We start from the raw sequence: 17,116 nt of genomic DNA on the forward strand, positions 1-17,116 counted from the left end.
GGCATGACGCGGGTCGACGGCCGGGTCGAACGGGGCAACCGCACGCGCCGGCTGGTGCTGCGCCGCACGGTGGACATCGCATCGGTCGAGGGCCTGGAGGCGCTCACCGTGGGCCGGCTCGCCGCCGAGCTGGAGCTGAGCAAGAGCGGGGTGTTCGCTCTCTTCGGCTCCAAGCAGGAGCTGCAGCTGGCCACCGTGCGGGAGGCGGCACGCATCTTCACCGAGCGGGTGATCCGGCCCGCCGCCGAGACCCCGGCCGGGGCCGGGCGGGTGTGGCGGCTGTGCGAGCTGTGGCTGGAGTACTCGCGGGGCCGGGTGTTCCCGGGCGGCTGCTTCTTCTACGGGGCGATGGCGGAGTTCGACGCGCGGACGGGACCCGTGCACGACGCCGTGGTCCGCGCGCAGCGCGACTGGTCGGCGCACGTGGAGCGCACGATCGACGAGGCCCGTACTGCGGGTGAACTGCGCGCCGACACGGATGTCCCCCAACTCGCCTTCGAGCTATTGGCGTTGCTGGAGACGGCGAACGCCCTGTCCGTCCTGCACGAGGAGGAGACGGCGTACCGCAGGGCGCGGGCGGGGATCACGGCGCGACTGCGGAGCGTGGCGACGGACCGCCTGCAGCCGCTCCAACTCCCCTGACCCGGCGAGCCCTTGAGAGGGTGCTGAAAAAAAATTAGCACGATCGTTCGCTCAGTTTTATGCTCGGGCGCATGACTCTGACCGGAACGGACATCATCGAACTCGACCGGGTCGCCGTGTACGAGGCCGTGCGGGTGGTGGAACTGGCCGAGGAGACGGACTGGGAGCGGGACACACCCTGCGCGGGGTGGGACCTGCGCCGGCTCGTCGCCCACATGACCGCACAGCATCTCGGGTTCGCCGCGGCGGCGCGCGGCGCGGGGCAGGAGGCGGCGTACTGGCGGGAGCCGGAGGACATGGCCGACCCCGCCCGGGTGCACCGGTCGGCCGCCACCGCCGTACTCGCCGCGTTCGCCGAGCCGGGTGCGCCGGAACGGCGGTTCGCGCTGCCGGAGCTGGGCGGCGGCTTCCCCGGCGGCCGGGCGATCGGCTTCCACTTCATCGACTACGTGGTGCACGCCTGGGATGTCGCCGCCGCCCTCGGTGTCGGTGTGGAACTGCCGGACCACGTCCGCGGCGCCGCGCTCGCCGTGGCCCGGCAGGTGCCTGCCGACCCCGACCGCCGGGGCCCGGGTTTCGCCTTCGCCCCCGCCCGGCAGGTACCGGCCGGGTCCGGCCCCCTGGAGGAGGCGCTGCGCCTGCTGGGCCGCGCACCGGAGCGGTGGCCCGTACCGCGGTGACGGGCCACCGACCGCCCGGGCCGGAACCTCAAATGTTGCTCTGAACGCGCCACCGAGGGGGTTCGGGGCCGCCCGCCGGGGCCATACCCCCGTCACTCGACGCACGAGCACGGGGGGAAACGCCATGCGGCGACTGGGCACGGGGATCGGCTGGCGGCCGGAGATCGCGGACGCCGTGGAGCGTATGCCGGGCATCGACTGGGTGGAGGTCGTGGCGGAGAACATCTGCCCGGGCCACCTCCCCGAATCGCTGCTGCGGCTGCGCGAGCGCGGCGTGACGGTGATCCCGCACGGCGTCTCCCTCGGCCTCGGCGGCGCGGACCGCCCCGACGAGGGCCGGCTGACGGCGCTCGCCGAGCGGGTGGAGGCGCTCGGCGCCCCACTGGTCACCGAGCACATCGCGTTCGTCCGGGCGGGCGGCGCGCTCACCGCCTCCCCGCCGCTGGAGGCCGGGCACCTGCTGCCCGTGCCGCGCACCCGGGACGCGCTGGAGGTGCTGTGCGAGAACGTCCGCATCGCCCAGGACGCGCTGCCGGTTCCGTTGGCCCTGGAGAACATCGCCGCGCTGTTCTCATGGCCGGGTGAGGAGCTGACCGAGGGGGAGTTCCTGTCCGAGCTGGTCGAGCGGACCGGCGTACGGCTGCTCATCGACGTGGCCAACCTGCACACCAACCACGTCAACCGAGGTGAGGACCCGGCGCAGGCGCTGGCCGCGCTGCCGCTGGAGGCGATCGCCTACGTCCATGTCGCGGGCGGCTTCGAACGGGACGGCGTCTGGCACGACAGCCACGCACACCCCGTCCCGCCCGCGGTCCTCGCCGTCCTGACCGACCTCGCCTCCCGGACCACCCCACCCGGTGTCCTGCTGGAACGAGACGAGAACTTCCCGGAACCGGCCGAACTGGAACGCGAGCTGACCACGATCCGCGAGGCACTGAGAAAGGGCTACACGCGAGCGTCCGCGGGGATGGCCGCGGCTGCGACCCACGCCGTGGCGGGGGGCCGGCGCACGGCAGCCGTGGTCGGTGACGGTGGAGTGGGCCGACGTACGGGTACCGGCGCCGGTGGTGTGGGGGCCGGGGGTGTCATGGCACGGCCCCTGGACGGCGTCCGCGCCCGCGAGACGGCTCGGGAGCGGCTCGGGGTCGCCGAGGCCGCGGTGCTCTCGGCGCTGGTGGCCGGGACGCCGGTGCCGGAGGGGTTCGACCGGGCGCGGATGGGGGTGCAGGCACGGGCGCTCGCGGCGAAGCGGGCGGACGTGGTGGCAAAGGTGGCACCCGAGCTGCCGGTGATCCTGGGCACGGGGTATCGGCCGGCGTTCCTGGAGTACGCGCGGAAGCGGCCGATGACCGGCGGGTACCGCCAGGACGCGCTGGACTTCGCCGGACACGTGCTGAGTGCTGGGCTGCCGGAGGACGCGGGGGCCCGCCGGGACCTCCGTGAGTGGTGGCTGGACCGCGCGGGCCCGGCGCCGAGGTCACGGAAGCCGGCGGCGCGGGTGGCCCGGACGGCCCGGAAGGTACTGCTGCGCAGAGGGTGAGAGGGCGCCCGGGACAGGTTTCGCCTGCCTGTCCGCAGCGACGGTGCCACAAGGCCGACGGCACCACAGCCCCCCAGTGGCGCGGGGAACTGCGCGAGAAACCACGACGCACCCGCAGCCGCAGCGCAGGCCCGCAGCCGGCGGACGCCCCCCAGCTCGACAGCGCCGTACCAGGCCGACCCCGCCGCCGCAGTAATATGCCAAGCCGCACCCACCCACCCTCAAGCAACCCTGGTGTGCGGTGCCGTACAGGAGGCGCCATGCGACCGCGACCCCCGATCAAGGGCCGAGGCATATTCAGCGGCACCGGGCTCGTCATCACCGGCCTCGCGGCCACGACCGCGGCGCTGCTGTTCCCGCTCTGGTCGTACGCGGACCGGCAGGGGGCGACCGGTGCGAGCGTGCTGAGCGCGCACACCGTCACCACCCCGTACGGCCCGCTGTCCGCGCAGGACCGGGACTTCATCACCAAGGTACGGCTGGCGGGTCTGTGGGAGCTGCCCGCCGGGCAGCTGGCGGAGCGGAAGGGGACCACGCCCGCCGTCCGCGCCGCGGGGCAGCACCTCGTCGACGGGCACACCTCCCTCGACGCGCACGTACGGACCGTCGCCACCCAGCTCGGCGTCCCCCTGCCCAACGAACCCAACGAGCAGCAGAAGCAGTGGCTGGCCGCCCTGGAACCGGCGCGGGGGCAGGACTTCGACCGCCGGTTCGCCGGCATCCTCCGGCTGGCACACGGCCGTGTGTTCTCCCTGGTCGCCGAGGTCCGGGCCGGCACCCAGAACTCCCTGGTCCGCGACCTCGCCGACGACGCCAACACGACCGTCCTGGACCACATCAGGATCCTGGAGGCGACGGGATACGTCGATTTCGCCGCGCTCTCCCGGGACCTGGCCGCCTCGGCCACGCCCGTGCCGTCGCCGTCGGCGGTCGACCCGAGCGCGGCGGTCCCGGTGGCGCCCTCGCCGGGTGAGACGTACGCCCTGCCGCCCGCCACCACCAGTGCGCCGCCGCAGACGACCGGCCCCTGACCTGCACGGAAAACGGAACGTCACATACCGGCCACGCATCGTCCGGATCGTGAACAGGGCATGGCTTTTTCACCCGCCTCTGGCATAGAAACACGTCATGTTCTGGGTCCTTCTCCTGCTCCTGGCCTGGGGTTTCGCCGGCACGGCGTGCACCCGGCTGTGTCTGGCGGCCGTCCGCGCGGCGACCGTGGACACGGACGTCACGGATGTCATGCCGGCGGACCGGGAGCACGCTCTGACGCTGTACGAGGCGGCGTTCCTGTCCGGCGGCCCGGCCCGGGTCGCCGATGTGACCCTGGTGTCCATGGCCCGGCAGCGGCGGCTGCTGCTCGCGCACACCGGCTGGGCCACGGTGGTGGACCCGCGAGGGCGTGACGAGATGGAGCGGTCCGTCATAGGGGCGATCGGACCGGAGGGCCAGTCCCGGATCGCTCCGGTGCGGGCGCGGGCGGCCGGCGCGGAGGCGGTGCGCCGGCTGGCCGACGGGCTGGTGCGCGCGGGCCTCGCCGTGCCCGACGGCGCCGGTACGACCGTGGGGGCCGCCGTGCGCCAGGTGCGCGCCGCCACGTGGGCCGTGGCGGTGCTGGGGGTGACCGCGCTGCTGCTGCCCGTCCAGACCGGGACGCCACGACTCCTGGTCGGTCTGTGGTTCGCCCTGCCCCTGACGCTGTCCCTGAGCTGCCTCGCCCTCGCCCGGTTCGAGGTGCACCCGTACTCGCGCTGGGCCTCCCCGGCCGGGCAGCGGCTGCTGGGCACGCTCACCCGGGGGCCGGCCGGCGACGAGCGGTCGTTCCTCACCTCCGTCGCCGTACGCGGCGTCCGCGCGATCGGCGAGCCGGAACTGCGCGCGGCCTTCGCCCACCGCGACCAGCCACGGCGGGAGTGAGGGCACCTCCGGGGGGCGCATAAGGGGCATTGGCGCCGACACCGGCCCGATGGTGCTTGCCTTCGCCGACAGCCGAACGAAACATCCCTTTTGTTGTCGCCGGGCCGTGGCAGCCACGCCATCGCCGCCGCGCACCGAAGGGATACGCGATGAGAGCTGCCGCCCTGTACTCGGCCGCCGGGTCCTTGCTCCTGACCACGCTGGCCGCGGCCCCCGCGGGCGGCACACCCGCCGGCCCCGGGGCACCCGGTGTGCCCGGCACGGCCGAGCTGCGCGGCACCGCGGTCGCCGTGGCCCGCGCCCGGGCGGCCGGTATCGACTTCGGCGCGTGCTCGGCCGCCGACATCCCGGAAGCGCCGAGCGGTCTGCGGTGCGGCACGGTGACCGTCCCGCTGGACTACGCCCACCCGGACGGCAGGCGGATCGAGCTGACCGTGAGCCGGACCCAGGCCACGCAGAAGGACCCGCACAACAGCAAGCGGAAGGTCCCCCGGCAGGGCGCCCTCGTCTACACCCCGGGCGGTCCCGGCGCCTCCGGCATGTACTTCCCGCTGATCGGCATGGTCCCGGAGTGGAAGCGGATCGCCGCCGCCTACGACCTGGTCGGCTACGCCCCGCGCGGGGTGGGCCGTTCGGCGCCGCTGTCCTGCGAGGACCCCAAACGGTTCTCCAAGGCGCCCACCGCGTCACCGACACACCCGTCGGAGGCGTACAAGCGGCAGCGCATCGCCCAGGCGAAGGCGTACGCGCGTGGCTGCGCCCAGCGCTCGGGCAGCAGGCTGCGCCACTACACCTCGCTCAACAACGCCCGTGACCTGGACGTCCTGCGGGCCGCGCTGGGCGAGGACCGGCTGACGTTCATGGGGGCGTCGTACGGCACCTACTTCGGCGCGCTGTACGCGACGATGTTCCCCTCGCACGTGCGGCGCATGGTGCTGGACTCGGCGGTGGACCCGGACCCGGAGAAGGTCTGGTACCGCAACAACCTCGCCCAGTCGGCCGCGTTCGAGGAGCGCTGGGCGGACTTCCGTGACTGGATCGCCCGCCACGACGACGTGTACCGGCTCGGTGCCACGCCCGCGAGGGTGCAGCGCAGTTACGACACCGCACGCGAGCGGCTGGCCGGGAAGGCGGCGGGCGGGAAGGTCGGTCCGGGCCAGCTGCAGAACGCGTTCCTGACGGCCGGGTACTACGACGACTTCTGGCCGAGCCGGGCCGAGGCCCTGTCGGCCTATCTCCACGGCGACCCGAAGCCGCTGATCCGGCTGGCGGCCCCGAGCGCCGAGACGAGCGCCGAGGCGGAGAACGGCAGCGCGGTGTACACGGCCGTCGAGTGCAACGACGCGTCCTGGCCGACGGACTGGAAGGTGTGGGACCGCGACAACACCCGGCTGGCCCGGGTGGCGCCCTTCGAGACCTGGGACAACGCGTGGACGAACCTGCCGTGCGCCTACTGGCCGGCGCCCCGGCAGCAGCCGCTTGACGTACGGACCGGGCCGGGCGAGCTGCCTCCGGTGCTGGTCCTGGCGGCCGAACGGGACGCGGCCGCGCCGTACGCGGGCTCGGTGGAGATGCACCGGCGGCTGGCCGGTTCGGTGCTGGTGACCGAGCGGGACGCGGGCACGCACGGCATCGGCGGCGGCCCCAACAAGTGCGTCGACGCGCACCTCGACGCCTATCTGCTGGAGGGCCGCCTCCCCGCCCGGCACGCGTCCTGCGCGCCACGCCAGGAGCCGGTCGCCGCCGGCGGTCGGGCGGACGAGTCGTCCCGGCGGGACGCCCTCAAGGGCAAGGCCGACCGGCGCTAGGTGTATTGACCCGCAGGGTTGTTCACGCGGGTCAATACACCCAGGCGCTCCACCGGGGTGCCGCGGTGGGTCGCCGGCCGGCCCCGCGTCCACCCCGGGTCGGGCCGCACGTCGCTGCAGCCCCGCGCCCTTACGGGGCGCTTCAGGCCAGGCCCGCCACCAGCTCCGCGATGTCCTTGCGGCGACCCGTGTAGAACGGCACCTCTTCGCGGACGTGCATGCGGGCCTCGGAGGCACGCAGGTGGCGCATGAGGTCGACGATGCGGTACAGCTCGTCGGCCTCGAAGGCGAGGATCCACTCGTAGTCGCCGAGGGAGAACGAGGCGACCGTGTTGGCGCGCACGTCCGGGTAGCCGCGGGCCATCTTGCCGTGGTCGGCGAGCATGCGGCGGCGGTCCTCGTCGGGCAGCAGGTACCAGTCGTAGGAGCGCACGAAGGGGTAGACGCTCACGTAGTTGCGGGGCGTCTCGTCGGCGAGGAACGCCGGGATGTGCGAGCGGTTGAACTCGGCGGGGCGGTGCAGCGCCATGTTCGACCACACCGGCTCGAGGGTGCGGCCGAGCCTGGTGCGGCGGAAGAGGTTGTACGCCTCCTGGAGCTGGTCGCTGGTCTCGGCGTGCCACCAGATCATGAGGTCGGCGTCGGCGCGCAGGCCGGACACGTCGTAGGTCCCGCGGATCGTCACGTCCTTGGCGGCGAGCTGGTCGAACAGCTCCTGGACCTCGTCGGCGTATCCCGCGCGGTCCTCGGGCAGCACGTCCTTCAGCTTGAAGACCGACCAGAGGGTGTAGCGGATGACATCGTTGAGGTCCTTGGCCAGCTTGCCCTTGTTCGGGATCCTGCCGGGCTCGGTGGTGGGGGCGTCGTCACTCATGGTCCCTATTCTCCCGCTCCGCCGTGCAGGCTCTGCACCGGGTTGGCGGTCAGCTCCTCGACGCCCGTCGGGTCTCCGGCCAGCTGGTCCACCGCCGCGTACGCGCTCGCGATGCACGCCGGGATGCCGACGCCGTCGTACTGCGCGCCGCAGACCGCGAGCCCCGGCAGCTTGGCGACCTGCTCGCGGATACGGGCCACGCGCGCGTGGTGCCCGACCGGGTACTGCGGCAGGCCGTCGGTCCAGCGGGTGACGCGGGTCTCCACGGGCACGGCGTCCAGGCCGGTGGCCTCGCGCAGGTCGTGCCGGGAGACCTCGGCGAGGCCGGCGTCGTCCCGCTGGAGGATCGCCGTCTCGCCGTGGCGGCCCACCGAGGTGCGCAGCACGACCACGTCGGGGTCCTGCTCGGCGATCCAGCCCCACTTCTGGGAGGCGAAGGTGGACGCCTTGATGGTGCGGCCGTCGACGGGCGGCACCAGGAAGCCGCTGCCCTCGGGGAGACGCAGGTCGGCTCGCCGGTAGGCGAGGGTGACCAGGGCCATGGAGGCGTACTCGACGGCGGCCAGGCCGGCGGCGGCCTCCGGGGACTCGTCACGCAGCAGATCGGCGGCCGCGCGGGCGGGGACGGCGAGGACGACGGCGTCCGCGTACAGCACCCGGTCACCGGCCACGACGCGCCACGCGGCGTCCGGCCGCGCCGCCCCGGCGCCGCGCCGCGGGTCCACGTCTCCTGTCGCGCCGGACGCTCCCGGCCCGCCCGCGGCGCCCCCCTCCGCGGCGCCCCCCCGGCGCAGCTCCCGCACCGGCGTCCCGGTCAGAATCTCCCCCCCGCGCGCCCGCACCGACTCGGCGACCGCGAGGGGAAGCGTGCCCACTCCGCCCTCGATGCCCAGGAAGACCGGGCCGGTCTGCCGGGCCGTCGCCGCCTTCGCCTGGATCCCGCGGACCGCCTCGGTCAGGGAGGCGTGCTCGTGCGCCGCCTGGAAGAGCTGCGGGACGGCCGACCGCATCGAGATGCGGTACGCGTCCCCCGCGTACACCCCGCCGAGCAGGGGCTCGACCAGGCGGTCCACGACCTCGCGGCCGAGCCGGGCCGCCACGTACTCCCCCACGGCCACGTCGTCGCCGACCTCGGTGCGGGGCAGGGCCGCGTCGCGCTCGATGCGGGCCAGGCCCTCGTCGGACAGGAGACCGGAGAGCGCGGCGGCGGTGCCGGGCACGCCCATCACATGGCCCTTGGGCATGGGCCGCAGGGCGCCACGGGTCCAGATCGAGGCGGTCGCGGTGGCCGGCGGCCGCAGCCGATCGGCGAGGCCCGCCTCGCGGGCGAGGGCCACGGCCTCGGGGCGGCGGGCGAGCATCGACTCGGCACCCAGGTCGACCCGCACACCGGCGATCTCACCGGGCAGCAGCTTGCCGCCGACCCGCTCGGAGGCCTCCAGCACGGTCACCTGCGCGCCGCGCCCCAGCAGCCGGTGGGCGGCGGCCAGCCCGGCGATACCGGCTCCGATGACGACGACGTGCCCCGTGCTCGTACCCGTTGCGCTCATGCCTCCCACTTTCTCAGATCCCACTGACACGCCCGCCGGGGCCCGAGGGTCCCGCTCCACCGGCCCGGTGGCCGCGCCGAGTCCGGACCGTGACCGCTTCGGAACCGGCCACCGCAAACGTCCGGGCCGCCTTCGCCGTCGTATGAGCGTCATCGGTCTCGGCCATCGGGGGGTACCGCCCATGCGCACTGCACGTTCCGCACGGCCCGCACGTTCCGCACCGTCCGTCCGGGCCCTGGCCGGGGTCCTGCTCGTCGCGTCCGTCGCGCTCGCCGGGTGCAGCGGCGTGGACGACTCGGGCGGCGGCGACTCGAAGTCCGCGGCGGGCGCCGGGGCCCGGCAGGCCGACGCGTCCGGCGCCACGGCGGACAAGGGCAAGTCCGCGCCCAGGACGCCCGATCCCGCCGCGAACGCGATCATCCGCACCGCCTCCCTCACCGTCGAGGTCAAGGACGTGCCCAAGGCCCTGGCCGAGGCCCGGACGACCGCCGAGGACGCGGGCGGCTACGTCGGCAAGGAGAACACCGGCCGGGACGCCGAAGGCCACGAGAACACCCGGGTGGTGCTGCGCGTGCCCACCGCGATGTACGACCAGGTCCTCACCGGCCTGCAGGGCACGGGCAGGCTGATCGACCGCACGGCCAAGGCGGTGGACGTCACCGACCAGGTCGTGGACGTCGACAGCCGGATCACGTCGCAGCGGGCCAGCGTGAACCGGATCCGCGCGCTGATGGACCGGGCGACCAAGCTGAGCGATGTCGTCACGCTGGAGGGCGAGTTGAGCGGGCGCCAGGCGGACCTGGAGGCCCTGCTGGCCCGGCAGGCGTCCCTGAAGGACCGCACGAGCCTGGCCACCATCACCCTGTCGCTGTCCGAGACGCCCGTGCAGAAGGCGGCCGGTGACGACACACCGGGCATCGTGGACGCGCTGGCGGGCGGCTGGCACGTGTTCGCCACGATGCTGCGCTGGATCGTCCTCGCGCTCGGCGCCGCCCTGCCGTTCGCGGCCTTCGCCGCCCTGCTGGCGCTGCTGTGGCTGCGGGTCGTACGCCCCCGGCTGCCGCGCCGCCCGGAGTCCGCGCCGGCGATGACCGCGCTGGGTCCGCTGCCGTCGGCCCGCCCGGCACCGCAGTCCGCCGAGGGGGCGGACCGGGACTGAAATGCCCGCGCCCCGTAGCGTGTTCCCATGAGCATGAGCGAGGGGCGGGGCGGGACGGAACGGCTGGTCGTGATCGGCGGCGATGCCGCGGGCATGTCCGCGGCATCGCAGGCCCGCCGGCTGAAGGGACCCGAGGAGCTGGAGATCGTGGCCTTCGAACGCGGCCACTTCACCTCCTTCTCGGCGTGCGGCATCCCGTACTGGGTGGGCGGCGAGGTCCCCGAGCGCGACCAGTTGATCGCCCGCACGCCCGAGGAACACCGGGAACGCGGGATCGACCTGCGGCTGCGCACCGAGGTCGTCGGGCTCGACGTGGCCGGGCAGCGGGTACGCGCGCGTGACGTCGATGCCGGCACCGAGTCCTGGACGTCGTACGACAAGCTCGTCATCGCCACCGGGGCCCGCCCGGTCCGCCCGGACCTGCCCGGCGCGGACGCCCCCGGCGTGCACGGCGTGCAGACCCTCGACGACGGCCAGGCCCTGCTCGACACCCTGGCACGCACGCGTGGCCGCAAGGCGGTGGTCGTGGGCGCCGGCTACATCGGGGTGGAGATGGCGGAGGCGCTGATCAACCGCGGCTTCGAGGTGACGGTCGTCAATCGCGGCAAGGAACCCATGTCCACGCTCGACCCGGACATGGGCCGCCTGGTGCACCGGGCCATGGAGGGCCTCGGCATCACCATGGTGAACGACGCCGAGGTCACCAAGCTCCTCACCGCGCAGGACGGCCGGGTCCGCGCGGTGGTCACGGAGGACGCCGAGTACCCCGCGGACCTGGTGATCCTGGGCATCGGCGTCCGCCCGGAGACCGCCCTCGCCCAGTCGGCCGGTCTTCCCGTCGGCGCCCACGGCGGTCTGCTGACCGACCTCGCGATGCGGGTGCGCGGCCACGAGAACATCTGGGCGGGCGGCGACTGCGTGGAGGTGCTGAACCTGGTCTCCGGCCAGGAGCAGTACGTCCCGCTCGGCACCCACGCCAACAAGCACGGACAGGTCATCGGCACCAACGCCGGCGGTGGCTACGCCACCTTCCCGGGTGTCGTCGGCACGGCCGTCAGCAAGGTGTGCGACCTGGAGATCGCCCGCACCGGCCTGCGCGAGAAGGACGCCCGCCGGGTGGGCCTGCGGTTCGAGACGGTCACCATCGAGTCGACCAGCCGCGCCGGCTACTATCCCGGCGCCTCCCCCATGACGGTCAAGATGCTCGCCGAAAGCCGCACGGGCCGGCTGCTCGGCGTCCAGATCGTCGGCCGGGAGGGCGCTGCCAAGCGGGTCGACATCGCCGCGGTGGCGCTGACCGCGCAGATGACGGTGGAACAGATGACAGCCCTGGACCTGGGCTATGCGCCTCCGTTCTCACCGGTGTGGGACCCGGTTCTGGTGGCAGCGCGGAAGGCGACCTCGAAAGTGCGGTCCGCTAAGCCGTTCCGCTGATCCGCGGCAGGGAGGTGACAGCCGCGCTCGACGTCACAGCCGTGGGCTGCTCTCCCGCGGGCTTCGCATGGGACGCCGACGGCCGGGTGGACCGCAGCCGATAACTCACCGCCTCGTCCAGCGTCACCGGCCGCTGCATCTGCGAAGCGAGCCGCCCCGCCTCCTGACCGAGCCGCGCCAGATCCTCCCAGGGAAGCCGTATCACCAAGGACAGCTCCGCCTCGCCATCGGGCAGGGCATGCATCGCCGAAACCTGTGGAGCGTTCGCACTCATCGCCTGATCCTCACGTCGGTTGAGGAGAGATACGCACACCTGCCGGGCGGCGTTCACCGATTCGCGCGCCCCATCGCGGGCACTACTTCTGTGTGGTCATCCCCGTCCATGACGTGAACCCGGTGCGCCGTACCCCTTGGGTGACGTACGCGCTCATCGCCGTCAACGTCCTCGTGTTCATCACCACGCCCGGCATAGCCGGTTCCGTGGCCGGCGCCGGCGACCTGGCGCAGCTGTGTCATCTGCACGCCTTCATGGACCGCTACGCGGCGGTCCCCACGGAGCTGATCCACCATCAGATGCCGCGGGTGGTGCCGACGGGCGCGGTGGGCGTGGGCCCGCACGGTCCGGGCTGTGTCGTGGCTCCGCCGGGCTACGACAAGTCACCGGCGCTGTCGGTCTTCACGGCGATGTTCCTGCACGGCGGCTGGCTGCATCTGCTGGGGAACATGCTCTTCCTGCTGATCTTCGGGAACAACGTCGAGGACCGGATGGGCCACATCCGCTACTTCCTCTTCTACGTCGTCTGCGGCTACGCGGCCGGCTACGGCTTCGCGCTGCTCAACGACACCTCCGGCGATCCGCTGATCGGCGCGTCCGGCGCGATCGCCGGGGTCCTCGGCGCCTATCTGGTGCTGTACCCGAAGGCCAGGGTCTGGGTCCTCGTCCCGTTCCTGGTCTTCCTGCCGCTCAGGCTGCCCGCCTGGCTGGTGCTGGGCTTCTGGTTCGGGCTCCAGGCGGTGTACTCCTCCGGGCACGGCGTCTCCGGTGCCGGAACCGTGGCGTACGCGGCCCATGTGGTGGGCTTCGCGGCGGGCATGCTGCTGGCCTGGCCGCTCAAGCCCGGCACGCCTCCCCCGCCGGAGCCGCCCGGCCTGCTGTTCGGCAGGCGGGCACGGCCCCACTACAGCTGGTGAGTCAGCGCGCGGTGACGGTGTGGACGTACTCCACGAGCCGGGTCAGCGCGTCCGGGTCGGTGTTCGGCATGACGCCGTGGCCGAGGTTGAAGACGTGGCCCTCCAGACCGGCGGCCGCGGCCAGCACCTCGCCGGCCTTGGCCTCGACGGTGTCCTTGTCGGTGAACAGGACCGTCGGGTCGAGGTTGCCCTGGAGCGCCTTGCCGGGGCCGACCCGGCGCACGGCCTCGTCCAGCGGGACACGCCAGTCGACGCCGACGACGTCCGCGCCCGCCTGGCCCATGAGGCCCAGCAGCTCACCGGTGCCGACACCGAAGTGGATGCGCGGGACGCCGTACCCGGCGACGGCCTCGAAGACCTTCACCGAGGCGGGCATGACCGACGTCCGGTAGTCGGCCGGGGCCAGGGCGCCCGCCCAGGAGTCGAACAGCTGGACCGCGCTGGCGCCGGCCTCGATCTGCACCTTCAGGAAGGCGGCGGTGATGTCGGCGAGGCGGTCGAGCAGGTCGGCCCACAGCTCCGGGTCGCCGTACATCATTGCTTTGGCGTTCTCGTACGTGCGAGAGGGACCGCCCTCGACCAGATAGCTCGCGAGGGTGAACGGCGCACCGGCGAAACCGATCAGCGGGGTGGCGCCCAGCTCGCGGGTGAGCAGGCCGATCGCCTCGGTGACGTAGGAGACGTCCTCGGGGGTGAGGTCGCGCAGCCGGGCGAGGTCGGCGCGGGTGCGGACGGGCTGCTCGACGACCGGGCCGACGCCCGGCTTGATGTCGAGGTCGATGCCGATGGCCTTGAGCGGCACGACGATGTCACTGAAGTAGATCGCCGCGTCCACGTCGTGCCGGCGCACCGGCTGCAGTGTGATCTCGGTGACCAGCTCGGGCCGCATGCAGGACTCGAGCATCGGGATGCCCTCGCGCACCTTGCGGTACTCGGGCAGGGAGCGGCCGGCCTGGCGCATGAACCACACGGGGGTGTGCGGCACGGCTTCGCGCCTGCACGCCTTGAGGAAGGCGCTGTCGTACGTTGCTGTCGGCTGCTGGCCCGAGGGGCTTGCGTTGGCACTCACGACGGCAAGTCTCGCACGGCCGCGAGCGGAGAAGTGCGGCTGCCCTTCGGGGGTGTCCCTCCCTGCGTGCGGGCCCTGTTCCCCTTACTCTTCCCCGCATGGCTGCGGCTCAGGGACGACTGTCGGACGGCGCTGACGGAATGGATGACGCGGAGGGGCGGGCGGGCGGTGCGCTGCCGCCCGTCTTCCGGGCCGCGGTCGACGCGCTGCGGACCGCGCGGGTGCGGCCGCAGGTCGAGGTGGAGCCGACACGCGCGCCGCAGCGGCTCGCCCCGTACGCGTACGCGCTGGAGGCCGTGGTGGTCGACGGCGAGCAGGAGCTGGCCGACGGACGGCTGGTACTGCTGCACGACCCGGCCGGGCACGATGCCTGGCAGGGGACGTTCCGGCTGGTGACGCTGGTGCGCGCGGAGCTGGAGCCGGAGATGGCGGCCGATCCGCTGCTGCCCGAGGTGTGCTGGTCGTGGCTGACGGGAGCGCTGCAGGCGCGCGGGCTCGGCTACGGCGAGCCGAGCGGCACGATCACGCGCGCCAGCTCGCACTACTTCGGCGGCCTGGCGGAGCGGCCGGCCGCCTCGCAGATCGAGATCCGGGCCTCCTGGACGCCTCGCGAGGGCCTGGGCGGAGTGCCGGACACGGCGACTCACCTGGCCTCCTGGTGCGATCTGCTGGCCCAGGTCGGTGGGCTGCCGCCGGCCGGGCCGGGCGACGCCTCCGTGGTCACCCTGCCGCAGCGCAGGGACCCGCAGTCGCGGTGACCTGACCCCCGGCTTTTCACGGGTTAATCCTCACGGACGTCCTGTTGACCATCTCTTTGTCGATACGGCCACTTTGCGCACTCGAATCGCACCCGCTTGAACCGACTCGATCTCCAGATGATCGATCGCGTGTCCGAATTGCACAGATTGTTACTCACTAGATCGTGATCATTCTCTAAAGGCAGACGAGTTTGCTGCCGAAGACGACTGTGACCTTGAAAGCACGGTTCGTCCCGGCTACCTCCCCCCAAGCCGGCCCCGTCCCCCCACCCAGGAGGCCTGGTGTCCGTTCTCCTCGAGCAGCCCGCAAGCCTGGTCGCCTACCGCCCGAACAAGCCGACCGCCATGGTCGTCGTGGCCGACCCGCGCGTCCGTTCCACCGTCACCCGCCATCTGTGGGCGCTCGGTGTGCGTGATGTCATCGAAGCCTCGTCGATCGCGGAGGCTCGTCCCCGCATCGGCAACCCCCGCGACATCTGTGTCGCCGACGTCCATCTGCCCGACGGCTCCGGCCTGACCCTGCTGTCCGAGACCCGCGCCGCGGGCTGGCCCAACGGGCTGGCCCTCTCCGCCGCCGACGACATCGGCGCGGTCCGCAACGCCCTGGCCGGAGGGGTCAAGGGCTACGTCGTCACCGGCACCCGCACCAACATCGGCCTGCCCGCCCGGCCCGGCGCCGCTCCCCTCGGTTCCGCCGCCCGGATGCACCGCCGCCCCCCGGGTGCCCCGAGCCACCCGGGCGGCTACCGGGAGCTGTCCGGACGGGAGGTCGAGGTGCTGCGGCTGGTCGCCGAAGGCCAGTCGAACAAGGCGATCGGCGTCTCCATGGGCCTGTCCGCCCTCACCGTCAAGAGCCACCTGGCCCGCATCGCCCGCAAGCTGGGCACCGGCGACCGCGCGGGCATGGTGGCCGTGGCCCTGCGCACGGGGATCATCCACTGAGCCCTGCGCATGCCTCCTTCGGGGTAACCGCCGGTTCCGTGACAGGAACCGGAAGTCCCACCGGGCTGACTGGTTTACGACCCTCGGGCGCCCGTCGACGGAACGTTCCGGCGACGGGCGCCGTCCACTCACGGATACCCTTGACAGGTGACCGACGCCCAAGACACCGCAGCAGACAGCTCCCTGCGCACCCACGGAGGCACGCCTCCGGACGACGCCGGATCTTCTGTGACCGGGGCGCCGACTCCGTTGCTCGAACCCCGTGAGGGCATTCCGCCCGTGATCGTGGACGAGGCCGCCCTCGCCGAGGTGATCGCCACCTTCGCCGCCGGCTCGGGCCCCGTCGCCGTGGACGCCGAGCGCGCCTCCGGCTACCGGTACGGCCAGCGCGCCTACCTGGTGCAGCTGCGCCGCGAGGGCGCCGGCTCCGCGCTGATCGACCCGGTCGCCTGCCCCGACCTGTCCGGCCTCGGCGAGGCGCTGTCCGGCGTCGAGTGGGTGCTGCACGCGGCCACCCAGGACCTGCCCTGTCTGCGCGAGATAGGTATGGTCCCGACCCGGCTCTTCGACACCGAGCTGGCCGGCCGGCTCGCCGGATTCCCCCGCGTCGGCCTCGGCGCCATGGTCGAGGGCGTCCTCGGCTATGTCCTGGAGAAGGGCCACTCCGCCGTCGACTGGTCCACCCGGCCGCTGCCCGAGCCGTGGCTGCGTTACGCCGCCCTGGACGTGGAACTCCTGGTCGACCTGCGGGACGCCCTGGAGAAGGAGCTGGACCGGCAGGGCAAGCTGGAGTGGGCCCTGCAGGAGTTCGACGCGATCGCGGCCGCGCCGCCCGCCGAGCCCCGCAAGGATCCCTGGCGCCGGACGTCCGGGATGCACAAGGTGCGGCGGCGCAGGCAGCTGGCCGTCGTACGGGAGCTGTGGCAGACACGGGATCGCATCGCGCAGCGGCGGGACGTGTCGCCGGGCAAGGTGCTGAGCGATGTGGCGATCGTCGAGGCGGCGCTCGCTCTGCCGTCGGACGCGCACGCCCTCGCCGCGCTGAACGGCTTCGGGCACCGGATGGGACGGCGCCAGCTGGAGCAGTGGCAAGCGGCCGTGGACCGGGCGAAGGCCCTTCCGGACAGCGCGCTGCCCCAGCCCGGGCAGCCGGTGACCGGGCCGCCGCCGCCTCGTGCGTGGGCCGACAAGGACCCGGCCGCCGCGGCTCGGCTGTCCGCGGCCCGGGCGCGGGTGTCGGCGCTGGCCGAGCAGCTCAACATGCCTCAGGAGAACCTGGTGTCCCCGGACACCGTGCGGCGTCTTTGCTGGGAACCGCCGAGTGTGGTGGACGCCGGGTCCGTGGGAGCCGCGCTGGCGGGGTACGGCGCGCGGGCGTGGCAGGTGGAGCAGGTGGCGCCCGTGCTGGTGAGCGCGCTGTCGGCGAAGGGTGCCTGACCCGTCCGGGGTGCCTCACGCGGTCGCTCCGCGCGCCGTGGGGGCCGCGGAGGCGGAACAGGGACGTCGAGTTCACGCCAAGATCGGCGAGGAGTCCGCGGAGGTGTGACGTTCG

Annotated in this window: 16 protein-coding genes; 12 read left to right on the forward strand and 4 right to left on the reverse strand. The window is 73.3% G+C overall.

Going from position 1 to position 17,116, the window contains the following annotated elements; genetic code table 11:
• Positions 1-3 precede the first annotated feature (3 nt).
• The 6 genes from AC07C1_RS04570 (at position 4) to AC07C1_RS04595 (ending at position 6,587) form a co-directional block, all read left to right on the forward strand.
• Positions 4-642: a TetR/AcrR family transcriptional regulator gene (locus tag AC07C1_RS04570; RefSeq protein ID WP_478936872.1), complete on the forward strand. Its 639-nt coding sequence runs from the start codon at positions 4-6 to the stop codon at positions 640-642.
• A gap of 71 nt (positions 643-713) precedes the next feature.
• Positions 714-1,322 (forward strand): TIGR03086 family metal-binding protein, encoded by a 609-nt coding sequence (locus AC07C1_RS04575; protein ID WP_478936873.1) that lies wholly within the window; start codon positions 714-716, stop codon positions 1,320-1,322.
• A 124-nt stretch (positions 1,323-1,446) separates the two neighbouring features.
• The gene (locus AC07C1_RS04580; RefSeq protein ID WP_478936874.1) at positions 1,447-2,862 is read left to right on the forward strand and encodes an MbnB/TglH/ChrH family RiPP precursor modification enzyme; all 1,416 of its coding nucleotides are present in this window, start codon (positions 1,447-1,449) and stop codon (positions 2,860-2,862) included.
• Positions 2,863-3,122: 260 nt separating this feature from the next.
• Positions 3,123-3,893, forward strand: coding sequence for a DUF4142 domain-containing protein (locus tag AC07C1_RS04585; RefSeq protein WP_478936875.1), 771 nt, complete (start codon positions 3,123-3,125; stop codon positions 3,891-3,893).
• Between the two features lie 97 nt (positions 3,894-3,990).
• Positions 3,991-4,779, forward strand: a complete 789-nt coding sequence (locus AC07C1_RS04590; RefSeq protein WP_478936877.1) for a TIGR04222 domain-containing membrane protein — start codon at positions 3,991-3,993, stop codon at positions 4,777-4,779.
• Positions 4,780-4,928: 149 nt separating this feature from the next.
• Positions 4,929-6,587: an alpha/beta hydrolase gene (locus tag AC07C1_RS04595; protein ID WP_478936878.1), complete on the forward strand. Its 1,659-nt coding sequence runs from the start codon at positions 4,929-4,931 to the stop codon at positions 6,585-6,587.
• A 142-nt stretch (positions 6,588-6,729) separates the two neighbouring features.
• Here AC07C1_RS04595 and hemQ read toward each other — a convergent pair whose 3' ends face one another.
• Together hemQ and hemG are read right to left on the reverse strand one after the other, a co-directional pair.
• Positions 6,730-7,461: a hydrogen peroxide-dependent heme synthase gene (gene hemQ, locus AC07C1_RS04600; RefSeq protein ID WP_478936879.1), complete on the reverse strand. Its 732-nt coding sequence runs from the start codon at positions 7,459-7,461 to the stop codon at positions 6,730-6,732.
• Positions 7,462-7,466: 5 nt separating this feature from the next.
• On the reverse strand, positions 7,467-9,011 hold the full coding sequence (gene hemG / locus AC07C1_RS04605) for a protoporphyrinogen oxidase (protein ID WP_478936881.1): 1,545 nt from the start codon (positions 9,009-9,011) through the stop codon (positions 7,467-7,469).
• 181 nt (positions 9,012-9,192) lie between these two features.
• Here hemG and AC07C1_RS04610 point away from each other — a divergent pair, with 181 nt between their 5' ends.
• Positions 9,193-10,170, forward strand: coding sequence for a DUF4349 domain-containing protein (locus tag AC07C1_RS04610; RefSeq protein WP_478936882.1), 978 nt, complete (start codon positions 9,193-9,195; stop codon positions 10,168-10,170).
• Positions 10,171-10,197: 27 nt separating this feature from the next.
• The gene (locus AC07C1_RS04615; RefSeq protein WP_478936883.1) at positions 10,198-11,604 is read left to right on the forward strand and encodes an FAD-dependent oxidoreductase; all 1,407 of its coding nucleotides are present in this window, start codon (positions 10,198-10,200) and stop codon (positions 11,602-11,604) included.
• Here AC07C1_RS04615 and AC07C1_RS04620 read toward each other — a convergent pair.
• A complete protein-coding gene (locus AC07C1_RS04620; protein ID WP_478937228.1) occupies positions 11,588-11,848 on the reverse strand; it encodes a hypothetical protein in 261 nt (86 codons plus the stop codon). The two genes, AC07C1_RS04615 and AC07C1_RS04620, sit on opposite strands and share 17 nt — an antisense overlap.
• Before the next feature lie 122 nt (positions 11,849-11,970).
• Between AC07C1_RS04620 and AC07C1_RS04625 the strand changes: the two genes are divergently transcribed.
• Positions 11,971-12,795 (forward strand): rhomboid family intramembrane serine protease, encoded by an 825-nt coding sequence (locus AC07C1_RS04625; protein WP_478936884.1) that lies wholly within the window; start codon positions 11,971-11,973, stop codon positions 12,793-12,795.
• Position 12,796: 1 nt separating this feature from the next.
• Here AC07C1_RS04625 and hemE read toward each other — a convergent pair whose 3' ends face one another.
• Positions 12,797-13,864, reverse strand: a complete 1,068-nt coding sequence (hemE, locus tag AC07C1_RS04630) for a uroporphyrinogen decarboxylase (protein ID WP_478936885.1) — start codon at positions 13,862-13,864, stop codon at positions 12,797-12,799.
• A gap of 98 nt (positions 13,865-13,962) precedes the next feature.
• Between hemE and AC07C1_RS04635 the strand changes: the two genes are divergently transcribed.
• The 3 genes from AC07C1_RS04635 to AC07C1_RS04645 all read left to right on the forward strand — a co-directional run bounded on the left by AC07C1_RS04635 (position 13,963) and on the right by AC07C1_RS04645 (position 17,001).
• Entirely contained in the window at positions 13,963-14,622 is a 660-nt protein-coding gene (locus AC07C1_RS04635) for a DUF3000 domain-containing protein (RefSeq protein WP_478936887.1), read from the forward strand.
• 282 nt (positions 14,623-14,904) lie between these two features.
• Positions 14,905-15,564 carry a helix-turn-helix transcriptional regulator gene (locus AC07C1_RS04640; RefSeq protein ID WP_478936888.1) on the forward strand — a complete coding sequence of 220 codons (660 nt, stop codon included), beginning with the start codon at positions 14,905-14,907 and terminating at the stop codon, positions 15,562-15,564.
• A 147-nt stretch (positions 15,565-15,711) separates the two neighbouring features.
• The gene (locus tag AC07C1_RS04645; protein ID WP_478936889.1) at positions 15,712-17,001 is read left to right on the forward strand and encodes a ribonuclease D; all 1,290 of its coding nucleotides are present in this window, start codon (positions 15,712-15,714) and stop codon (positions 16,999-17,001) included.
• Positions 17,002-17,116: the final 115 nt, after the last annotated feature.

The sequence above is a fragment of the Streptomyces sp. NPDC045022 genome (assembly GCF_056432605.1).